This is a genomic window from Flagellimonas ulvae, from assembly GCF_049333175.1.
In the GTDB taxonomy this organism is placed as follows: Bacteria; Bacteroidota; Bacteroidia; order Flavobacteriales; family Flavobacteriaceae; genus Flagellimonas.
On the sequence record NZ_CP186325.1, the window covers coordinates 3,962,012 to 3,984,270 of the forward strand.

Annotated in this window: 21 protein-coding genes; 7 read left to right on the forward strand and 14 right to left on the reverse strand. The window is 38.6% G+C overall.

Features of this window, described 5'->3' with window-relative positions; all coding sequences use genetic code 11:
- The first annotated feature begins 3 nt into the window (after positions 1-3).
- Positions 4-606 (forward strand): NUDIX domain-containing protein, encoded by a 603-nt coding sequence (locus tag ACOKFD_RS18570; protein ID WP_299000801.1) that lies wholly within the window; start codon positions 4-6, stop codon positions 604-606.
- Here ACOKFD_RS18570 and ACOKFD_RS18575 read toward each other — a convergent pair.
- From ACOKFD_RS18575 to ACOKFD_RS18595, 5 genes are all read right to left on the reverse strand, one after another.
- Entirely contained in the window at positions 597-2,312 is a 1,716-nt protein-coding gene (locus ACOKFD_RS18575) for a M14 family metallopeptidase (RefSeq protein WP_422859267.1), read from the reverse strand. The genes ACOKFD_RS18570 and ACOKFD_RS18575 overlap by 10 nt on opposite strands.
- 129 nt (positions 2,313-2,441) lie before the next feature.
- Positions 2,442-2,855, reverse strand: a complete 414-nt coding sequence (locus tag ACOKFD_RS18580) for a response regulator (protein WP_422859268.1) — start codon at positions 2,853-2,855, stop codon at positions 2,442-2,444.
- Complete coding sequence (locus ACOKFD_RS18585) at positions 2,839-4,683, reverse strand: PAS domain-containing protein (RefSeq protein WP_422859269.1); 1,845 nt, start codon at positions 4,681-4,683, stop codon at positions 2,839-2,841. The genes ACOKFD_RS18580 and ACOKFD_RS18585 overlap by 17 nt, the downstream gene beginning before the upstream one ends.
- A gap of 177 nt (positions 4,684-4,860) precedes the next feature.
- Complete coding sequence (gene coaD / locus ACOKFD_RS18590; protein WP_422859270.1) at positions 4,861-5,319, reverse strand: pantetheine-phosphate adenylyltransferase; 459 nt, start codon at positions 5,317-5,319, stop codon at positions 4,861-4,863.
- A gap of 29 nt (positions 5,320-5,348) precedes the next feature.
- On the reverse strand, positions 5,349-6,344 hold the full coding sequence (locus tag ACOKFD_RS18595) for a D-alanine--D-alanine ligase (protein ID WP_422859271.1): 996 nt from the start codon (positions 6,342-6,344) through the stop codon (positions 5,349-5,351).
- Between the two features lie 78 nt (positions 6,345-6,422).
- Between ACOKFD_RS18595 and ACOKFD_RS18600 the strand changes: the two genes are divergently transcribed.
- From ACOKFD_RS18600 to ACOKFD_RS18620, 5 genes are all read left to right on the forward strand, one after another.
- Complete coding sequence (locus ACOKFD_RS18600) at positions 6,423-7,010, forward strand: PASTA domain-containing protein (protein ID WP_299000815.1); 588 nt, start codon at positions 6,423-6,425, stop codon at positions 7,008-7,010.
- A 1-nt stretch (position 7,011) separates the two neighbouring features.
- Entirely contained in the window at positions 7,012-8,037 is a 1,026-nt protein-coding gene (locus ACOKFD_RS18605) for an RluA family pseudouridine synthase (protein ID WP_422861037.1), read from the forward strand.
- A gap of 92 nt (positions 8,038-8,129) precedes the next feature.
- Positions 8,130-8,891 carry a peroxide stress protein YaaA gene (gene yaaA, locus ACOKFD_RS18610; protein WP_422859272.1) on the forward strand — a complete coding sequence of 254 codons (762 nt, stop codon included), beginning with the start codon at positions 8,130-8,132 and terminating at the stop codon, positions 8,889-8,891.
- Between the two features lie 17 nt (positions 8,892-8,908).
- A complete protein-coding gene (locus ACOKFD_RS18615; RefSeq protein ID WP_422859273.1) occupies positions 8,909-9,589 on the forward strand; it encodes a uracil-DNA glycosylase family protein in 681 nt (226 codons plus the stop codon).
- Between the two features lie 118 nt (positions 9,590-9,707).
- The gene (locus ACOKFD_RS18620) at positions 9,708-12,272 is read left to right on the forward strand and encodes a phosphoenolpyruvate carboxylase (protein ID WP_422859274.1); all 2,565 of its coding nucleotides are present in this window, start codon (positions 9,708-9,710) and stop codon (positions 12,270-12,272) included.
- 13 nt (positions 12,273-12,285) lie between these two features.
- On the opposite strand, the gene ACOKFD_RS18625 is transcribed toward ACOKFD_RS18620, so the two are convergent.
- A complete protein-coding gene (locus tag ACOKFD_RS18625; RefSeq protein WP_422859275.1) occupies positions 12,286-13,794 on the reverse strand; it encodes a M20/M25/M40 family metallo-hydrolase in 1,509 nt (502 codons plus the stop codon).
- Positions 13,795-13,861: 67 nt separating this feature from the next.
- Here ACOKFD_RS18625 and ACOKFD_RS18630 point away from each other — a divergent pair, with 67 nt between their 5' ends.
- Positions 13,862-15,175, forward strand: a complete 1,314-nt coding sequence (locus tag ACOKFD_RS18630; protein ID WP_422859276.1) for a sensor histidine kinase — start codon at positions 13,862-13,864, stop codon at positions 15,173-15,175.
- Here ACOKFD_RS18630 and trpA read toward each other — a convergent pair.
- The 8 genes from trpA to ACOKFD_RS18670 all read right to left on the reverse strand — a co-directional run bounded on the left by trpA (position 15,172) and on the right by ACOKFD_RS18670 (position 22,190).
- The gene (trpA, locus tag ACOKFD_RS18635) at positions 15,172-15,942 is read right to left on the reverse strand and encodes a tryptophan synthase subunit alpha (protein WP_422859277.1); all 771 of its coding nucleotides are present in this window, start codon (positions 15,940-15,942) and stop codon (positions 15,172-15,174) included. The genes ACOKFD_RS18630 and trpA overlap by 4 nt on opposite strands.
- 38 nt (positions 15,943-15,980) lie before the next feature.
- Positions 15,981-16,283: a GIY-YIG nuclease family protein gene (locus tag ACOKFD_RS18640; protein ID WP_422861038.1), complete on the reverse strand. Its 303-nt coding sequence runs from the start codon at positions 16,281-16,283 to the stop codon at positions 15,981-15,983.
- A 37-nt stretch (positions 16,284-16,320) separates the two neighbouring features.
- Positions 16,321-17,502, reverse strand: coding sequence for a tryptophan synthase subunit beta (gene trpB, locus ACOKFD_RS18645; protein WP_422859278.1), 1,182 nt, complete (start codon positions 17,500-17,502; stop codon positions 16,321-16,323).
- A complete protein-coding gene (locus ACOKFD_RS18650) occupies positions 17,486-18,166 on the reverse strand; it encodes a phosphoribosylanthranilate isomerase (protein WP_422859279.1) in 681 nt (226 codons plus the stop codon). Before ACOKFD_RS18650 ends, trpB begins: the two co-directional genes overlap by 17 nt.
- 84 nt (positions 18,167-18,250) lie before the next feature.
- Entirely contained in the window at positions 18,251-19,042 is a 792-nt protein-coding gene (trpC, locus tag ACOKFD_RS18655; RefSeq protein WP_422859280.1) for an indole-3-glycerol phosphate synthase TrpC, read from the reverse strand.
- Positions 19,043-19,125: 83 nt separating this feature from the next.
- Entirely contained in the window at positions 19,126-20,121 is a 996-nt protein-coding gene (gene trpD / locus ACOKFD_RS18660) for an anthranilate phosphoribosyltransferase (protein ID WP_422859281.1), read from the reverse strand.
- Between the two features lie 101 nt (positions 20,122-20,222).
- Positions 20,223-20,789 carry an anthranilate synthase component II gene (locus ACOKFD_RS18665; RefSeq protein WP_422859282.1) on the reverse strand — a complete coding sequence of 189 codons (567 nt, stop codon included), beginning with the start codon at positions 20,787-20,789 and terminating at the stop codon, positions 20,223-20,225.
- Between the two features lie 3 nt (positions 20,790-20,792).
- Positions 20,793-22,190: an anthranilate synthase component I family protein gene (locus ACOKFD_RS18670; RefSeq protein ID WP_422859283.1), complete on the reverse strand. Its 1,398-nt coding sequence runs from the start codon at positions 22,188-22,190 to the stop codon at positions 20,793-20,795.
- Between the last annotated feature and the right edge of the window lie 69 nt (positions 22,191-22,259).

A 22,259-nucleotide genomic window follows, 5' to 3' on the forward strand; every position in this document is an offset into this window, starting at 1 on the left:
CAAATGTATAAAGTTTTTGTTAATGAGTCCCCACTGATTTTAACAAACAAACGGCCAAAAGACGTGAATGGAAACTTGTTTTCCATGGAAAGTGAATCGGTTCTTGAAGCCATCAATCTATTGGCTAAGGGAAAAAGTGATATTGCGTATCTATATCATCCGGATGAATCTAAACTTTTGGAGGTTTTTAAGCACAAAATACCTGTGGTTGTGGCTGCCGGAGGATTTGTGACCAACCCCAAAGGCAAAGTTTTATTTATCTATCGCAATGAAAAATGGGACTTACCAAAAGGTAAAGTGGATAAAGGGGAATCCATTGAAAAAGCTGCGGTACGCGAGGTAGAGGAGGAGACCGGAGTAACTGACCTTACTATTGATAAATTTATGCGAACTACCTATCACATTTTTAAAAGAAATGGGGAATACACTTTAAAGGTGGTCCATTGGTTTGCCATGTCAACTCCATTTAAAGGAGAACTTAAAGGTCAATTGGAAGAGGGAATTATGAAAGTGAAATGGAAGGGTCCCAAAAAAGCCAAAAAAGCTCTGGAGAAATCTTATTTCAACATCAAAGTATTGTTTGAGGATTGGCCTACTCAGGATTGACGATGGGAAGCGGCTTTACTGTTCTTAGCAATGCGGTAGATGGGGTACCTTAAATAAGCGGATTCAGAATAAGGCGAATGTTGATAAATCCAATCCAGTTGTGCATACCAATTTTCAGCAAAATCTGGCTCAGTTTGCTTCTTGATTAAGAAGGTCTCCCGTAAAACAGAATCTTTTTGAAGTACAGCCAATGCCAAATCTTCAAAAACGTAGGGCGAAAAACCCTCTTTTTGTTGTAAAATGGTATCAAAAAAGTTCCAATTAAAGAAAGAATCCACTCCTTGGGGCTCTAAGGTTTCCATTATATATCGAATTCCTTCTTGTTTTGTGGGAACTATATAATCTCCTTCAGAAAAATTAACCTTTTTTACACTTTTCTCTATTTGGGTGTTGTAATGCAGGTAGTGGCCTTCATAAGGATTCTTTCTTGTGCTGAAATCAACGATTTTGTATGTTTCAACGAGTAGTACGGTATCCTTTTCCAATGGGAAGTAAGAGATGTTGTTCACATCAAATCTATCCAATACTTTTTGATGTCCTTTTTTTACAAGATACGCTGCCGGAATTGGGACTGTATCTTGTGGATAAAAGGAATTTTGATAAGTTACTTCTTTGGTAAAGGGTCGGTCTTTGTGATATTTAAGTCTGGTAAGTCCGGTAACCTCACTATCTATTACCTCAGCTTCGTATCCTTTAAATTGTAGTGTAGATGTTTGCGTGGTATCCACCTGCCAATTGAAATAGTAATTACCATGATTCATGTTTTTTTCAAAACTATCAGCTCTTAGTTTTTTTATGTTTTGGTATTCATTTTCAACCACGCCAATTGTAGTTTTCATAATTTCAAGAGTACCCTCAACCCTTTGTGCATAAGGTTTAAGCATATGGGTCTCCACCATAAAACCCAGGGTGTTCCAAAGTGTTGTGTACCCCGTGGAATATCTGGGATGATCCATGAACTGGCCAAAGCCTAGTTCGGGTGGTCTATTGAACACATTAACATATGGAGTAATATCCCAATCTTTTTCCAAAAGCCCTTTTTCAATCTCTGGCATAAAACTTTCGTTGAGGAAAGAACCAAGTTCACCTCCCATTTTGTTGTGTTGGGTGAACAAATGAGTAAGGGTATATTGATAATCGGCCCCATTGCTTACATGGTTGTCAATAAAAACATCAGGTTTTACCAAATGGAAAATTTGGGCAAAGGTTTTAGTGTTTTTGGTATCGGTTTTAATGAAGTCCCTATTTAAATCATAGTTTAGGGCATTACCTCTAAATCCATACTCTTTAGGCCCATTTTGGTTAACACGAGTGGTGGAATTCCTATTTAGTGCGCCACCAATATTATATATGGGAATGGTAACCAGAACGGTGTTTTGAGGTGCTTTTAGTTTTTCTATCGCCAAATCTCTGTATAGTAACATAGTGGCATCAATGCCATCACTTTCTCCAGGGTGTATTCCGTTGTTAATAAGAAGAATGGCTTTTTCTTTTCGCACATTATCAAAGTTAAAGTCCCCATCAGGATTGAAAGTAACCATGTGAAGAGGAAAACCACTGTCAGTTTCTCCAATAGTTTGGATATTGATTTCCGGGAACTCTTTGGCCAAACGGATATAGAAAGATATGGTTTCTTCGTACGTAGCCGTTTCTTGCCCCTTGGTAGATTCAAATATGGTCTTATAGGTCTCTACTTCGTCTTCCAAAGGTTTTTTACAGGAAGAAAAGAATAGAAACGGAACTAACAATAAAAAGTAAGGCCTCAACTTTTAGACAATTGGTGTTAAGTGGAAAAATGCTTTCCAGTAAGCTTCAAAAATAGGGATAATTATGGATTAAGAAGCTAGGTTGATCCTACTTAGATCTGTAGTCTCTATTTTGAAGATGGGTTTGTTCTTGAAATTTAGGTAATGAAAACATTTCAATCTAAATTCATTCCATTTGTGGTAGTCTGAAGGGTCTATTGAAGAGGTAATAACATTTATAATAATCCTATCTTCGATGGGCAGCTTTAAGAATTCTTCGAGAAACTCCCACCCATCCATAATGGGCATATTGATATCCAAAAAGATTACCTCGGGCAAGGGAATACTGTTTTCAATGTCCTGTCTAAGTTGGTCAATAGCCAGCTTGCCATTGTGAAAAGCAAGTATGTTTTCACATGCCACTGATGCTTTCAACATTTTTTGTATGCCAAAAACAGTGATAGGATCATCATCAACAATAAAAATGCTATTCATTTTCTTCATAAAAAAATACTTTGAAAACGCTCCCTTTGTTTACGGAACTGTCTACGGTGATATACCCATCCATTGCTTCAATTTGGTTTTTTATAATATAAAGACCCAAACCTCTAGCATCTTTGTTATTGTGGAAGGTCTTGTACATTCCGAAGATTTTGTCGCCATAACGGTCAAGGTCGATACCCAATCCGTTATCCGTTATTGAAAAAGCAATTCCCTTAGGTTCTTTTGATGCCTCCAACGTAATCTCGGGAGCTCTCATGGGATGACGGTACTTTACCGCGTTTGTCATTAAATTTAGAATTATGCTTTCCAAATAAGCTGGCACACTTTTTACTTGTAAGCTATCATCAATGGTATTTGTTATCTGTACCTTGTTTTTTTCCAGAAAAGCCGATAGGTTCTGTTGTACTCTCTCAATGCTTTTATTTAAACCGACAGATTTTTTATCGAGATTCACATTTGTGCTGATATCGACTACTTCATTAAGATTTTCAAGGGTATCCAAAAGATTGTCTGAAGCGGATGATAACATCCCCAAAATTCTTTCTTTTTCTTCGGGTTCTTTCTCTTTTATCAAAAAATCCAAGAGCATGGAAAAGTTGGCACTGTGAGACCTTAGGTTATGTGATACAATATGGGCAAAGTTAATGAGCTTTTTATTTTGAATGGCTGTTACATTGATGAGGTTTCTTAGTTGTTCCTCCTTTTGCTTAAGATTCGTAATATCCATGCTCATGCCGATAAGTCCGTAGGCTTTGCCGTCCAAATCGAGTAGTGGGATTTTTGAAGTGAGAAAATGAGTAATGCTGCCATCTTTGCGTACGCTAATGGTTTCTTCGCCCAACATGGGTGTTAAAGAGCGCATTACCTCTAAATCCTCATCCCTAGAGGTTTTGGCTATGTCATTATCGTACAGGTCAAAATCTGTTTTACCTATTAATTCATTCGGGCTTGTATCTAAATAGGTGCATTCTGCCTTATTGACCAGTATTTTTCTTGAATCCTTATCCTTAATAAATACATTGATGGGGAGGTTGTCTATCAATGTCGTCAGTAGACGCTCACTTTCTTTGGTCCTTTTTTCAGCAATTACCTGTTGGTTGATATCTTGAAAGGTCCCAAAAATCTTTAAGGTCTTACCCTCTTTTTTTATTGCTTTTCCCCCGGCTGCCACCCATTTTTCTTCACCTTTTTGGGTAACAATTTGAAGCCTTTCATTAAACGATGTGCCTTCTTGGAGTATTTTATGAAACAGCATGGAAATTTTGTTTCTACTATATCCTTGCTTGTAAAACTCGATGGCTTCGGACACATTTGGTTCATAATCTTCAGGAACCTCATGGATTTGTTTGGTCATTTTGCACCAAGAGAGTTTTTCGGTCTCAATATTATACTCCCAACTACCTATATTATTGATTTCGGTGGTAGCTTGAAAAAGCTCTTTGGTCTGCTCAAGCTCAATATCTTTTTGTGTTTGCCTGCCAATATCGATGGTCTGGATAATGGTTCCCTGAATATTTTTGTCATCATCAAACCATGGAGCAAATGTACTTTCTAACCAGGATATACCTTCCTTGTTTGATACTTTGTGGCGAATGGTGCGAATATCATTCCCAATTAAGTATTGCTCTAGTAGTTCCGGAGTACATCCTTCATGACCTTCAAAGAATTTGAAGACTTTTTTAGGATTGTTAACATCAGGGGTAGCTTGAAAAAGCTGATGCCAAGTATGCGAGACATCTATAAGGTTGAAGGACGAGTTGACCAGTGCAGTAGCAAAGGGCAATTGATGTAAAATAGAATTATTGAGGTCAGTTTGAGTTGATTTCAAAGTAAAAATGCTAAGATTGGGAATTAAGAAATTTCCTACTAAAGTAGTAGTATTACTGTTATGGCTATTTTTAATGTTGTGAATGACCCAAAAGCTGTTGTTTTATCGATTATCGGCAAGTTTTTGAAGTTTCTTGCCTTTTAAGTATCGATAAAATGCAATGCTTGAGTTGAAACTTTAGGATTTTACCTTGACGGTATTTGGCACCAATCCCGTATAATCTCCTCCATTTCTGATAACGTCCCTAACTATTGAGGAACTTATATAGGATTTTCCAGATGAGGTCAAAAGAAATACGGTTTCAATTTCTGATAGTTTTCTGTTGGTATGTGCAATCGCCTTTTCAAATTCAAAGTCTGCTGGGTTACGAAGGCCACGTAAAATAAAGTTTGCGCCTACTTCCTTGCAGAAATCCACAGTAAGACCGGTATAGGTAAGAACTTTTATTTTGGGTTCTTCTTTAAACGCTTCTTTGATGAAATGTGTTCTTTCCTCTAGACTGAACATGTACTTTTTATCCGCATTTATTCCGATGGCAATGATGAGTTCATCAAACAATGTAATTCCCCTGGAGATGATATCATAATGTCCTAAAGTAAGGGGGTCAAATGAACCTGGGAAAATGGCACGTCTCATTTTGGAAAGTTTTTCTAAAAATAGGTATTCTAACGTAAAGCTTCGTCTATGGCGCTTTCAAATAATTCAGACAATTTGATTCCCGCCTCTTTTGCTTGTTGGGGTAGAATACTTTCCTCCGTCAGTCCTGGGGTGGTATTTACTTCCAATAAATAAGGTTCATCCCCAACAAAAATAAATTCACTCCGGGTGTACCCCTTTAGCCCTAGAATCTGATAAATATCCTTTGCGAGCTTGGATACTTTCTCCTTTTGGTCTTTGGTTATTCTAGCAGGTGTTATTTCTTGCGATTTCCCTTCATACTTGGCTTCATAATCAAAAAAATCGTTTTCCGAAACAATCTCGGTAATAGGTAGAACGGTTACCTTGCCTTTATAGGTAATTACTCCAACCGAAACTTCCGTGCCGTCCAAGAAGGACTCAATGATTAATTGGTTGTCTTCCTTAAAAGAATTCTCTACGGCTATTGTTAGTTCTTCCTCTCTGTAGACTTTTGATATGCCATAGCTACTCCCTGCGCGATTTGCTTTTACAAAACAAGGCAAACCCACTTTTTCCACAATTTCTTTTTCATGGATTAAATCTCCAGCATTCAAATAATACGAAGTGGCACATTTGACCCCAAAAGGTTTTAAAGTACTTAACAAATCACGCTTATTAAAAGTGAGGGCAGCTTGATAATGATCACAAGAACTTTGGGGAATTCCTAAAAGCTCGAAATAGGCTTGTAAAAGACCATCTTCACCGGGTGTTCCATGAATAGCGTTAAAAACACAATCGAAATTCACTTTTCTCCCATCCATTGTAATGCTAAAGTCTGATTTATCTACTTCAAATTCCTCATCATTTTCATTTAGGTAAACCCAGGTTCCCACGGTCAAACTTCCATTTTTCCGATAGATATGAATTCGGTAGAGATTGAATTTTTCGGTATCTAAATGCGTATGGACAACTGTTCCACTTTTTAGGGAGATATCGTGTTCACTGGAATATCCTCCCATCACAATCGCAATGTTCTTTTTCATCCGGTCGTCGAATATGGCTGGTTCAAAGTAAAGAAAAAAGCATTGGCTTTCCTATATTTGTCCAGTTACCCATTTAAAATGAGACATTTTTTTAGCTTTTTGAAAAGCAAGACTTTATTGATTCAGTTGGGACTGGCGGTAGTGGCAGTGATACTCATCGGTTTTGGAGTTTTAAGATGGTTGAAAAGTTCGACCAATCATGGCGAGTTTGTTGAAGTACCGGATTTTTCGAAAATGTCCGTATCCGATATGAGAAAGGCGGTAGAGGATTCAGGTTTACGATATCAGGTACTGGATTCTTCTAATTACAATCCAGATTATCCCCGTTTTTCCATTTTGGAACAGGACCCACCAGCTGGAAATAAAGTAAAGTCTAATCGAAAAATATATTTTACCGTAAACCCATCGGGATATAAAAAAGTAACGGTTCCAGATATCATTCAAGTGACCCAAAGAAATGCTACATCCATGTTACGGGCCGTTGGTTTAGATGTACAACGTGTTACCTATATTGATGAATTGGGCAAGGATATGGTCTACCAAATGAAGCACAAGGGCAAGTATCTTAAACCGGGGGATAAAATCCCAAAGACTTCCAAGATTGAGCTTATCTGCGGTAATGGAACAGTACCTGATAAAGCTCGCATTCAGGCAGACTCCCAATAATATGGAAAGTTCCGCAAATTCTGAGGTTAATCCAGATGAACTTTTTGAGCATTTTCGGTTTTCTGCGGCCAAAGGTCAAGAACCCCTTCGCGTAGATAAGTTTCTGATGAATTTTATTGAGAATGCAACCCGTAATAAAATCCAACAGGCCGCCAAACAAGGACATATTTGGGTGAATGATGCGGTGGTAAAGCAAAACTATAAAGTAAAGGCTGGGGATGAGGTCAAAGTACTGTTCGAACATCCTCCCTATGAATTTTTATTGACCCCAGAGGACATTCCCTTGGATATCGTTTATGAGGATGATACGCTTTTAGTGGTCAACAAACCCGCCGGTATGGTAGTACATCCTGGACATGGAAATTATTCAGGCACCTTGATAAATGCTTTGGTCCACCATTTTGAAAACCTGCCTAAGAACAGTTCAAATAGGCCGGGATTGGTACACCGAATAGACAAAGATACTTCTGGACTTTTGGTAATTGCCAAAACGGAAGAGGCTATGACCCATTTGGCCAAACAGTTTTTTGAAAAAAGTAGTGAACGGGAGTATGTTGCTTTGGTCTGGGGCAATGTGGAGGAAGATGAGGGAACTGTTGAAGGGCATATTGGTAGAAATCCAAAGAACAGATTACAGATGACTGTTTTTCCAGAGGGTGATACTGGTAAGGAAGCTGTTACCCACTACAAGGTATTGGAACGTTTTGGGTATGTAACTTTGGTGTCTTGCAAATTGGAAACGGGAAGAACGCACCAAATACGCGTTCACATGAAGTATTTGGGACATACCCTTTTCAATGATGAACGCTATGGCGGAAACAAAATCCTCAAGGGTACCACCTTTACCAAATACAAGCAATTTGTTGAAAACACCTTTAAGATATTACCAAGACAGGCCTTGCACGCTAAAACTTTGGGATTTGAACACCCAGATACAGGGGAATTCATGAAATTTGATTCAGAAATTCCTGAAGATATGAGGAACGGGATTGAGAAATGGAGTAATTATGCCAAGCACAATAGCTAATAAGTTTTTTCAATCTGTCCATTGTAAAACATCATCATGGGGTTCTGCTTTAAATCGACTTTCCTTCTTATTTTTACTGAAAATCACTGAAAATGAAAATTGTTATCTCTCCAGCGAAATCCCTTGATTTTGAAACGACTTTGCCCACCACAAGGTTCAGTGAGCCTCTGTTTTTGGAACAATCCACAAAATTGAACTCAGTCTTGGCCAAAAAAAAGCCTAAGGCTTTGGCAAAGCTTATGTCCATTTCAGACAATTTAGCTGAACTGAACTGGGAACGAAACCAACAATTTTCAACGCCCTTCACCCCTGAAAACGCTAGACCTGCTGTATTTGCCTTTAATGGGGATGTATATCAAGGATTGGATGCTTACAGCATTCCCGAGGACAAACTTGATAAACTTCAAGACACGCTTCGGATTCTTTCTGGACTTTATGGCATTTTAAGACCATTGGATTTGATGCAACCCTATAGATTGGAAATGGGAACCCAATTGAAGGTGGCTCGAAAAAAGAATCTCTATGAGTTTTGGAAAAAGCAGCTTACCCAACATATAAATGAAGAGCTGGAAGAAGGTGAGCTCTTTGTGAATTTGGCCAGCAACGAATATTTTGGCGCTCTGGATGAAAAGCTCTTGAAAACTGAGGTTATTACCCCAATCTTTAAAGATTGGAAAAATGATAATCTTAAAGTCATCAGTTTCTTTGCCAAAAAAGCAAGAGGCTCCATGGTACGTTATATTTTAGATTCTGACGCCAAAACCATGGATGATATTAAAGGATTTAACTACGATGGTTATTTGTTCAGTCAAGAACATACATTGAAACCCAATCAGCCGGTTTTTGTCCGATAAATATATTTGAAGACCTATTGTTTTTTCACTCGCATCCGTACGAACCATTTTTGTTTCCCGAAGCGGAAAAACTTATTGTTGGGACACTACCACCACCTAGATTTACCACAGGAGCTTTAAAAGCTGACGATGTCGATTTTTGTTATGGAAGTAGAAATGGTATGCTCTGGCCCATTTTGGATAAGATTTTTGATTTAGGATTAAAATACGAAACTACCCAAGAGGCCACTATGCAGCGAAAACAATTTTTGTTGAATCATAGAATAGCTGTTTGTGATATTGTGGAAAGTGCTGAACGGGAAAAAGTGGATGCTTCGGACTTGGGAATGCAAAATGTAAAGCTCAGAAACATTTTGGGATATCTTCAGGAATACCGGAATATAGACACAGTACTTTTCATGGGTGGAAACAGCAAGAATGGTCCTGAGTATTTTTTCAGAAAACTGATAAAAGCACAAAACATTCATTTAGAAGTTGTTTCTTCCCAAGTACCTAGAATACATGAATTTAAATTACCTGAAGAAGGGAGAATAGTCAAAACCGTTTCCTTTACAGCTCCATCAGGTGCCGCCAATAGAGCTGTGGGAAGTCTTCAAAAATTCAAGGACAAAAAACAAGAAAACCCTCAATACACCACATTCGATTTTCGAGTAGATCAATATCGTCCATTCTTCATGGGGACTTCCAATTTAAGCTAAAATCCTTTTTTACTTGTTATTTTTTGTTTCTCTAGCTTAACAAATTGTTATTTGAGAAAACAAAATGTGGTAATCTGTCTTTTATCCCGATATTTAAAGATTCAAAGCTGCTTATATCATGTCACTACATACCAATACACATCAAGTTCAAAGACTTAAGGAGTTCAAGAAGTCCGTGGTCAACAAGTTTACCATTTACAATAGCCTTTTCTTGAGCTTACCATATCGCAATATTGAAAATGTAGGGATTTTAATTCCCATACTTTTTGATCAATGTGTAAAGGGGTTGAATGCTGGCAAAAAACCTCAGGAAATACTTGACAATTTCTTTGACAACTTCACTGACATTGATTCCGAACGCAAAAGATTGGATTTTATGTTCAACATTATCCAATATGTGGAAAGACAGGTGGTTTTATATGATAGTGTTGAAGATTCTGCTTTTCCAAAGCTTCAAAAGTATACCAATTCACTCTCCATAAAGGACTATTTTAAATTGGTGGACCAGGACAAGAGTTGGGACAAGATTTCCAAAAAACTATCTACGTTCAGCGCTCGTATTGTACTAACCGCTCATCCTACGCAGTTTTATACTCCTGCGGTACTTGACATTATTTCGGAGCTTGGGCAATTAATTCAGGAAAACAAGGTCAACGACATTGATGTCACGTTACAGCAATTGGGTCTGACGTCTTTGGTGAATGCAAAGAAACCAACTCCACTGGATGAGGCGAAAAATATTATCCATATACTTCGCCATACATATTATGACGCGGTAGGAGAATTGTTTTCCTATGTGAAACGCAACGTTCGAAATAAGGATTTTTCCAATTTCGATATCATTAAATTAGGTTTCTGGCCTGGCGGAGATCGTGATGGTAATCCTTTTGTCACCGCTAAAATCACCAATCAGGTCGCAGACGAGTTACGCACAACTTTGATGAAGTGTTACTACAATGAGTTGAAGGTCATTCGTAAAAAACTCACTTTTAAATCATTGCAAAATGAGTTGAGTACGCTAAGCGATTCATTGTACCAAGCGATGTTCAATGTGGACTATATTATAAGTTATGAGGAGATTTTGGGAAAACTTATCGAAATCCGAGAAACACTTGTAGAAGACTATCACGGTCTTTATTTGGGAGAATTGGATGATTTAATCAATAAGGTTCAGATTTTTAAATCACATTTTGCTTCGCTTGATATTCGCCAAGATCATAGTAAGCATTATTTAGCCGTTGAAACCATTCTCAAAGAAGAGGGCGCAATCAAAGAAAGCTTGGACGAACTTTCAGAAAAGCAATTGATAGATTGGTTGCTGAAAAAAAATCCAAAGATTACTCCTCAAAAGTACAAGGAAGATATTGTCAAGGACACTATTGCCAACATTGCCCAATTGAAGTCCATTCAGGCCAAAAACGGTGAGGAGGGCTGTAACCGTTACATCATAAGCAATTCTGAAGACATTTTTTCAGTTCTTTTTGTTTTCGGACTGTTCCGTTGGTGTGGATGGGATGCCAAAGAAATTACATTTGATATCATTCCACTATTTGAGACCATGAAAGGAATGGAAGCTTCAGAAAATGTAATGCAAACCCTTTTTGATACCAAAATGTATCGTGACCATCTTATAAAAAGAAAAGATACCCATACCATTATGTTGGGCTTTTCGGACGGTACCAAAGATGGGGGATATCTTAAAGCCAACTGGTCCATATTAAAAACGAAAGAGACCTTGAGCAAGGTTTGTAAAAAGAACGGTATCAAGGCTCTGTTTTTTGATGGTAGGGGAGGCCCGCCTGCGCGTGGTGGTGGCAAAACCCATAGATTTTATGCTGCCCAAACCAAAGATGTAGCCAACCATGGAATTCAATTGACCATTCAAGGGCAAACTATTACCAGTACCTATGGCACCAAGGACCAGTTTATCCATAATGCAGAACAGCTATTGACCGCTGGCCTCAGCAACAATCTTTTTGGGAAAGAGATAGGGATAAGCTCAGAACAACGAAAATTGATTGAAGAGCTTTCTGAATTGAGTTTTGCCAAATACGATGCTTTAAAACAGCATGAAAAGTTTATTTCTTATTTGGAGAACAGAAGCACATTGAAATACTACTCCAATGCCAATATAGGAAGTCGGCCAGGGAAAAGAGGGAACAAAAAACAACTGACCTTATCCGATTTAAGAGCTATATCCTTTGTAGGTTCGTGGAGCCAGTTGAAACAAAACGTACCGGGATACTTTGGTTTGGGAACTGCAATTCAGAAATTTAAAGACGAGGGTCGTTTAAATGAAGTAAAAAAACTTTACAAGGAAGTTCCTTTTTTCCGTGCACTGATGCACAACAGTATGATGTCTCTGGCTAAGACCAATTTCAATTTGACCAGTTATATGAAGGAAGATGCGGAATATGGTGAATTCTGGAATATCCTGTATTCTGAATATCAACTTTCAAACAAAATGCTGCTTCAGATTTCGGGATCTAAAATCTTGATGGAAGATGAAGCTATTTCGCGGGAGTCTGTGAATATTCGTGAAAGCATTGTATTGCCCTTGTTGGTTATTCAACAAAACGCATTGTACCATATTTCACAGAATTCTGAATTTAAGGAACTCTACGAAAAAATCGTGACTCGTTCGCTTTATGGGAATATTAATGCCAGTCGGAATTCGGCATAGTAATTAGGGTCTTTTACGGTCGACTTAAGTCACTAGATAAAATCGTATAAAACGCCTGAATACCATAGGCCAATTGCCCAATCTTCAGATTTTCATTGGGACTATGTTGATTATTATCGGCGTTTACCATGGGTACAACAAAAGCCGGAATTTTCAATTCGTTGATAAATGGTGCAATAGGTACGGTTCCCCCCATGATGCGAATCTGTACGACCTTTTCACCAAAGCTAGACTCTAAAGTTTTTTTCAAAAAAGTCCCATAGGAGTTATTGAGGTCAGTCCTAAAAGCGTCGGTTACAGTCCCTTCCTTTATGGTAATTATTTTGTCATGGGACATACGTTCTTCTTTGCTTGGAATTTTGTCCATCACATAAAAACCTTGCTTTTTGATGTGGTCTTTGACTAGCTTCTTTAGGCGATTTCCATCTGTTTCAGGGACCAACCGTAAATCCAATTCCGCAGTAGCACTTTTTGGAACTATGGTTCTTGCTTTGTCTCCTATCCAGCCCGAGCCCATCCCTCGAATGTTCAAGCTTGGATATTGCAGAGATTCTTGATAAAATGAACCTACTTTTTCTGCCGTTTTAAATTGTAGTTTTTCAGAAATCGCTCTGGCATCATCTGGAACACTTTTTAAAATAGACTTCGTGTTTTCGTCTATGGAGATGCCATCATAATATCCTGGAATCAAAACTCTACCTTCGCCGTCTTTCATTGTTGCTAACAATTGGGCCAATTGAAAACCTGGATTTGGTGCATAATTACCATAATGCCCGCTATGTTGAGGTTTGTAAGGGCCATGCGTGGTTAGTGTCAAGGAAGTGATTCCTCTGCATCCAAAAATTAGGGTAGGTTTTCCCGATGGGTGCATGGGGCCATCGTTAATTATTAGAAAGTCCGCTTCCAACAGTTCACGATACTGTTTTACTGCTTTTGGCAATGGTTTGCTACCTCTTTCCTCTTCGCCATCCAAAATGACCTTAATATTAAAAGGCATTTCACTTCCGTTCTCTTTCAAAAGGTCCATTGCATGAAGAAACATTACAATTGGCCCTTTATCATCCGCGGTTGCCCTGCCGAACAAGCGCCAATCATAATTGATATCGTCTTCGAGTTCCTCAAATGGAATGGTTTCAAAACCTCCATCTGTAGGCTTTTTCAACACAGTTTTATAAGGACTGGGCTGGTCCCACTTGCTAGGGTCTACGGATTGCCCATCAAAATGCATATAAACAAGAATAGTTGGTTTAGCGTCATTTAAAGGAAGTGCTGCAAAAAATAAGGGATGGTTGTCGGTGTCCAACTCGGTGGTATTGAATCCTCTCTCGCCAAATTGTTTTTTTAACCAAAACAAATTGTCTTGTATGTCACTTGCATTTAGTGCATCACTAGGTATTGCTACAAAGTCCCTTAAATCCTTAATGGCAGAAGCCACACTGGATTTTATGGTAATACTATCCAAGTTTTGGCTGTAACCTGATGCTACAATCAATAAAAAAAGGAGAAAGAAGTTGCGTTTCATCTAAAAATATGTCATAAAAGTAAGAAAATACATCAAAAAGCGTTCAGATATCAATATTGTGTCAATTTTGGAAACTACATTGAGTACGTTTTATAAAGATAAACAAGTGCTTGTTGCTATTAACCGCAACAGCATAATTTTTCATGTCCTTATTATTTTGGTGTTGGCTGGATTGGCCACCAATTTTTTTACCGAATATCAGTTGGGTGGACTGAATAAGTATGCTGTAAAACACCTTGTGGTTTTTTCCATTATCCTGATTTCTTCAGTCACTTGGAAACTCAAATGGATGACGACCAGCTTGTTGTTCATCATTATGGTGTACATTAATATCCTTTCATCCACAATTTATTTGCCCTTTCGGCTAGAAGATGCCAATCTGAATTTTGAAGCTTATTTCTCCAGGGTCGAGATGATTGTGTTTGTAATGGGTCTTTTGTTGGCGGTATTTGAAAAACCTTGGCATCAATTTGTTGTGATTGGCTATAACACTGCTTTTATTATAGCTTGCGCAATGCTTTATCCCGAATTGCCCCTTGGAAAATATATCCTTGCTTTTATTATGATTTCTTCGGTAGGCGCGGTAAGCTTTTTTATTTTTAATCGGGTTATTCGATTACAAAACGAACTTCAGGAACAACATCAGGTGGTCAGTGTTCAAAATGAGGAATTGATGGAACTCACCACATTTCGTAAGGATATTATGAAAATAATTGCACATGATTTGAGGACTCCAATTCATCAAATTTCGATGTTGACGACCATCACCCGTAATTCAAAATCCAAATCGGATAGAAACGAGTACCTGGGTTTACTTCAACAATCAATTGATAAGACCTATGGGATGTTGGATAATCTTTTGAATTGGGCCATGCAAAACGATGAAACCCTTAAATCGTATATGGACATCAACCTATATGAACTTGTTGAGGGCTTAAAGAATCAGTATTCGCAGAATCTAAGTGAAAAGAATCTGAGTTTGGTGAACGCGGTTGACAAAGAATTCAATTTATTTTATTCCAAAGAGGTTTTCCAAACGGTGATTCGAAATTTGCTTACAAATGCCATAAAGTTTTCACCCCAAAACCAACGTATTTTGGTGGATAACATAGAAAATGAAAACCATTTCAGCCTACGAGTGCATAACATGGCTGAACAAGTGGATGAAGAAAAACTTGGAAAAATAAATACGGGGCAAATAGTAACAAGTTCTTTAGGCACGAACCAGGAGAAAGGGTCGGGCAAAGGGCTTTTCATATGCAAGAGGATGCTTAAGAAAAACAATGGAGGATTAAAGCTTTCTAAAAACCAAAAAGGAGTAACCGCTGAAATCCAGATTTATAAATCCATTCCCTTAGAGCATAACTTAGGTCTAGCCTAGTTTCGAATACCCTCTACAAATCCTTGAATTTCGCTTGTTCCATTTTGGGTAAGATGTTTAATGAATGCCGACCCAATGATAGCTCCTTTTGCCTTCTCAGTTGCCGCTTGAAAAGTTTTTGAATTACTTATTCCAAAGCCAACAATCTGCGGATTTTTAAGGTTTAATGAGGCGATTCGGTTAAAATAGGCTTTTTGTTCATCTCCAAAACCTGATTTTGCTCCAGTGGTACTGGCCGAACTTACCATATAAATGAATCCATCTGAAGCATTATCTATGGCCCGAATTCGTTCCTCGCCGGTTTGTGGCGTGATTAAGAAGACATTGATTAACCTATATTTTTTATAAATGGCTTCATATTCTTCTTGATAGACATCCAACGGGAGGTCTGGCATGATAATGCCATCAATACCGATTTCATGACATTTTTTACAGAACGCCTCAACACCATATTGAAGCATTGGGTTGAAATACCCCATAACAATCAAAGGAATATTTACGGTCTTCCGAATATCTTTTAATTGTTCAAAGAGCAGTTCGGTATGCATGCCATTATGAAGTGCGGCTGTAGAGCTTTCCTGAATAGTTGGTCCATCTGCCAGGGGGTCGCTGAAAGGGAGTCCAACCTCAATCATGTCTACTCCAGCCTCCTCAAGCGATTCAATAATGGAAACCGTATCGTTTATGTCTGGGTATCCAGCTGTAAAATATATGGAAAGGAGTTTTTTGTCCTCGTTTAGTTTTTCTTGAATTCTGTTTTTTTTCATAGTGTTGTTTTGTCATTCCGCACTTGATGCGGAATCCATTAATCAAACCAATTAAGTCCTAAATCGTTCCAGTTTCTGTTTTCTTCCTCTATCAAATCAATCTTCCATTGTCTTTTCCATTTTTTAATCCTCTTTTCTCTCAAAATGGCATCATTAACATACTGATATGCTTCAAAATATACCAGTTTATTCAATCCGTACTTTTTAGTAAATCCATCTACTAATTTGCTTTTATGTTCCAAAATCCTTCGTTCCAAGTCATTGGTCATACCGATGTATAAAGTACCGTTCTTTTTGTTGGTGAGGATATACACATAATATTGATGGACATTTTTAATCATTTTTATGGATTCCTGCTTTTGCAGGAATGACAAAGGATTACAGTTTAAAATAATCAATATACGTTTGTAAATCTTTGTCTCCTCTGCCCGATAGATTGAAGACTACAACATCCTCTTTTTCGAATTTTTTGTAATCAAAAATGGCAAAGGCATGACTGGTTTCTATTGCAGGTATAATGCCCTCCAATTGAGAAACTTCAAGCCCAGCTGTCATTGCCTCATCATCAGTTATCGAAATAAATTCGCCTCGACCACTACGAAACAAATGAGCATGCATTGGCCCAACTCCAGGATAATCCAAACCTGCAGAAATAGAATAGGGTTCCGTGATTTGTCCATCTGGTGTTTGCATCAACAAAGTTTTGCTTCCATGAATGATTCCAACTTTACCTAAGGCTGATGTTGCTGCACTCTCACCAGTATCTATTCCTTTTCCAGCAGCTTCAACTGCGATAATGCCCACTTTGGGTTCATCCAGATAATGAAAATAAGCTCCAGCAGCATTACTTCCGCCGCCCACACAGGCCACTACGTAATCAGGGTTTTCTCTACCCTCTTTTTCCTTTAATTGCCACTTGATTTCTTCAGATATTACAGATTGAAATCGCGCTACCATGTCTGGATAGGGATGGGGTCCAACCACAGAACCAATAATATAATGGGTGTCAACAGGATTGTTTATCCAATCCCGGATGGCTTCATTGGTTGCATCCTTCAAGGTTCTACTGCCGGACTTAGCCGCTCTTACTTCAGCCCCCAGCATTTTCATTCGGGCAACATTGGGAGCCTGGCGGGCGATATCAATTTCACCCATATACACTACACATTCAATTCCCATTAGTGCGCAAACCGTGGCGGTTGCCACGCCATGTTGACCTGCACCGGTTTCTGCAATGATTCGATTCTTACCTAATTTCTTTGCCATCAAGATTTGTCCAATGGTGTTGTTTACCTTGTGGGCCCCAGTATGACATAAATCCTCTCTTTTGAGATAAATTTTGGTTTGATACTTTTCGGAAAGTCGCTCGGCGAAGTAGAGTGGGGTGGGCCTACCCACATAGTCTTTGAGCAATTGATGGAATTCCTCCTTAAAAGAAGGCTCTGCCATTATTCTTAAATAATTTTGGCGAAGTTCTTCGCAATTGGGATAGAGCATTTCAGGGATAAACGCCCCACCAAATTCGCCATAATATCCTTTTTCATTAGCGTGATAACTCATGGTGCAATATTTTTTTGAATTCTTCTAGTTTTTCTATGTTTTTAAGCCCGGGTTCTGTTTCAAATCTACTATTGATGTCAATGGCATGACAGTATTTTGCAGAATCGGTTTGTAAAAATGATTGGATATCTTCTGCGTTTTCCAATCCAATACCGCCACTCAAAAAATAAGGTTTGGTTGAGGGATAATTTTCAAGGATTTTCCAGTTGAAGGTGTATCCGTTTCCGCCAGGCAACTTTCCTTTGGTATCAAATAAGAAGTAGTCACATACCTCTTCATACGATTCGAGTATCGAAAAATCAAACTCGTCTTTGATGGAAAAAACTTTTATGATTTTTAAGCCGTCACCCTGAACTTGTTTCAGGGTCTTCTTCGGATGGGATTCTGAAACAATTTCGGAATGACGTAACTGTTCACAATACTCTGGACTCTCATTTCCGTGTAACTGAACCCCATCCAATTGATAGTTCTCAATTTTTTCCAATACTTCATCAATTGGCGCATCCACAAAAACCCCTACTTTTTCGATTCCTTCGGGTAATTTGGGTATGTCTCCTTCAAAAGAACGGGCGGACGGTTCCCAGAAAATAAAGCCCAAATAGTCTGGTTGCAGTTCTGCAACTTCACCTACATTATATTTTTGACCGCAAACTTTTAGTTTCATTTTCTTTATGTCATTCCGAAATGAGTGAAGCGATTGAGGAATCTCAAAAAATAATGAGATGTCTCACATTCGTTCGACATGACTTCACGTATTTTTTTTCAAACCTTCAATAAATTGCTTAGCACTAAGGCCAGGATTCTCCGTTTTCATAAAATTCTCCCCAATCAAAAAGCCCTTATATCCAAACTTCCTCAATTCCGTGATGGCTTCAATGGAGCTAATTCCACTTTCTGAAACTTTGACAAAGTCATCCGGAATCAGTTTGGATAAATTTTTGCTGGTATTCAAACTGACCTCAAAGGTTTTCAAGTTTCTATTGTTTACCCCTAGCATATCCAAACTGGGCATAATTGACTTGTCCAATTCTTCTTGGTTATGAACCTCCAACAAAACATCCATACCCAAACTTTTAGCTAATTCAGATAAGGTTTTGATATCTTCCCGAGTAAGGACCGCAGCGATAAGGAGAATAACATCTGCTCCGTGGGCTTTGGCCTCGATTACTTGGTACTCATCTATCATGAATTCCTTGCGAAGCAAGGGCATGGTAACTGATGCTCGAGCTAAAAGCAAGTCTTCCAGCGAACCTCCAAAATACTTGATGTCCGTAAGCACGCTCATTCCACAAACCCCTGCCTTTTCATATCCTTTTGCCACAACTCCAACATTTGTGTTTTGATTTATGGTTTGTTTGGAAGGGGAACGGCGTTTGTGCTCTGCTATAACTCCTGTATTGGAATTACACAACGCTTGGGCCAATGAAACACAGTTTCTTTCAAAAAGTACTGAAGCTTCCAATTGACTTGTTGGAATTAACCCCTTTTTGAGGGATACTTCTTTGCGTTTGTCTGCTACTATTTTATCTAGAATGTTCATCTTAATTACATCTTGTCATTTCGAAATGAGCAAAGCGATTGAGAAATCTTGATTTAGATGTCTCACTTGCGTTCGACATGACATCAATTTTTACTTAATTCTTGAACTTTTTTCAGCGTTCTTAGTCCCGTGCCTCCCAACAGTGATTCTTTTGCTTTTTCAAAACCTTCTTTTGGGCTTACTCCTTCCACCGTAGCTATAGCCACTCCAGCGTTGGCACAAACCACATTGTTTTGGGCTTCGGTTCCTTTACCTTGAAGAATGTTCATGAAGATTTGTGCTGAATCCGAAACGTCGTCTCCACCAACAATGGCTTCTGCATTTACCTTAGAGATTCCAAAATCAGAAGGAGAAAGCATACCCTCTGAACCATTTGAAATGGTTTTGGTAGCCCCGGTTAAACTAATTTCATCGTACCCATCCAAAGCGTGGAGGACGGTAAAGTTTTTATCTGTGTTTTGATATAGGTAACCATACATTCGGGCCAACTCCAAATTGAAAACCCCTACCATTTGATTCTTTGGAAAGGCTGGATTTACCATAGGCCCCAGCATATTAAAAAAGGTCTTTACCGCCAATTCCCGTCGAATAGGTGCTACATTTTTCATGGCAGGATGAAACAAAGGTGCATGGAGGACACATATTCCAGCTTCTTCTATGGATTTCTTCAAAAAATCTGCTTCGTTGCTGAACTTGATGCCCAAAAACTCCATGACGTTGCTGCTACCGCATTTTGAGGAAACACCATAGTTTCCATGTTTAGTTACTTTGATTCCAGCTCCGGCAGTAACAAATGAAGCCAGTGTAGAGATATTGAAGGTATCCTTGCCATCTCCTCCGGTTCCACACAAATCAATTGGGTTGTAATCACTTAAATCCACAGCAAGACAAAGTTCCAACAATGCATCACGGAAACCTTCCAATTCTTCAATGGTAATGCTTCTCATCATGTAAACCGTCAAAAAAGCAGCTATTTGGCTTGTGTTGTAGTCTCCTTTGGCAATATTGACCAAGATTTGCTTGGCGTCTTCCTTAGAGAGTATCTCGTGATTGATAAGTCTATTTAGTGTTTCTTTCATTTTATCTTTTTTGTCATGCCGCATTTGATGCGGAATCTATTTGTTTGGATTCCTGGCTCCTTCGACTGCGCTCAGGATGACAGCAGGAATGACATCTAAAGTTAATTATCAAGCCAATTTTTTAGCATCTGTTTTCCCTGGGGTGTTAAAACTGATTCTGGGTGAAATTGCACGGCAATCACATCCAAGGTTTTATGTCTTAAGGACATTACTTGACCGTTTTCATCCACAGAAGTAGCTTCCAATTCTTCTGGCAAGTCTGGGTGAACCACCCAAGAATGGTATCTGCCTACTTCAATTTTCTTAGGCATATCCTTATAAATGATATCCTCTTCTACAATTTGAATGGTAGTGGCAATTCCATGGTATACTTGGTCCATGTTTACCAAGCTTCCTCCAAAAACTTCGCCAATGGCTTGTTGACCTAAGCATACCCCGAAAATACGTTTGGTAGGGGCATAGGTTTCAATTATGGATTTTAAGAGTCCGGCTTCATCTGGGATTCCTGGTCCGGGAGAAAGAACAATCTCTTCAAAAGGTTCCACTTCTTCCAGTGTTAACTGGTCATTCCGTTTGACGGTTACGTCACAATCCAAATCCTCAAGATAGTGTACCAAATTGTACGTGAAACTATCGTAGTTATCTATCATCAATATCTTTCTTCCCATGGCTTAGATAGTTTCGGCTATTTTGAGGGCATTTGTGAGTGCGCCCAGTTTATTGAAGGTCTCTTGCAATTCGGTCTCTGGGTCTGAGGCTGCAACCAATCCGGCCCCCGCCTGATAGTGCAGCTTGTGGTTCTTGCTTAAAAAAGTCCGAATCATAATGGCATGGTTGAAATTACCGCTAAAATCCATGAAACCTATGGCACCTCCATAGTATGACCTTCCTGTTTTTTCATATTTTTCAATAAGTTGCATGGCCATATGTTTCGGCGCTCCGCTTAAAGTTCCAGCTGGGAAGGTATCCGCAACCACTTTCATTGTTGGAATGTCCTCTTTTTTTATCCCTGTCACTTTTGATACCAAATGAATCACATGTGAAAAATACTGTACCTCACGATAGGTCTCAACTTTGACCGTGTTTCCATTTCGACTTAAGTCATTGCGTGCCAAGTCTACTAACATCACGTGCTCACTATTTTCCTTCTCGTCTTGTGCAAGTTGTTTGGCGAGTTTGGCATCCTGCTCATCACTACCTGTCCTTTTATAGGTTCCGGCAATAGGGTGGATTTCAGCTTTCCCTTCTTTTACAATTAACTGGGCTTCTGGTGAGCTACCAAAAATCTTAAAATCACCATAGTCAAAATAAAAAAGATAAGGGGATGGATTTATGGAACGCAAAGCACGATATACATTGAACTCATCACCTTTAAAGGTTTGGCTAAAACGTCTGGAAAGTACCAACTGGAAAACATCTCCGCGCTGACAATGTTTTTTGGCCAATGCCACATGCTCTTTGTATTCCTCGTCCTTCAAGTTAGATTTCGCACCACCTTCCAAAGAAAAATTATAAGAAGCAAAGCTTCTTACGTTAAGCAGTTGTTCTATCTCTGTTACATTGCTTTCGCAGTCATAGCAATGCGCAAAAAGATAGGCTTCGTTTTTAAAATGGTTTATGGCTATTACGTTTTTATAAACCGCATAGTAGATATCCGGAATTTGGATAGAATTTGGTTTGGTGGAGATTTCTACGTCTTCAAAATAGCGCACTGCATCATAGGCCATGTATCCAAAAAGACCATTATTTATGAATTTGAACCCATTGTTTTCCACTGAAAATTTCTGAGCAAACTCATGAATGGTTTGCGTGACATCAGTCGTTTTAGTTATGGGTATGCTTTCTATTTCACCATCAGGCAACATCTTGGTTATGCTTTCATTTTCAATTTTGATGGAAGCAATAGGGTTGCAGCAGATATATGAAAAACTATTATCGTTAGCGTGGTAATCACTACTTTCAAGAAGGATACTATTCGGAAACTTATCCCGTATTTTTAAGTAGACACTAACAGGGGTGATGGTGTCAGCCAAGATTTTTTTATAATGTGTTTTTAATTTATAGGTCATTGTAAAGCGCTAAAATTTTAAACTAAAAAAGGCTTGTCGTGATGACAAGCCTCGTATATGGTTATAATG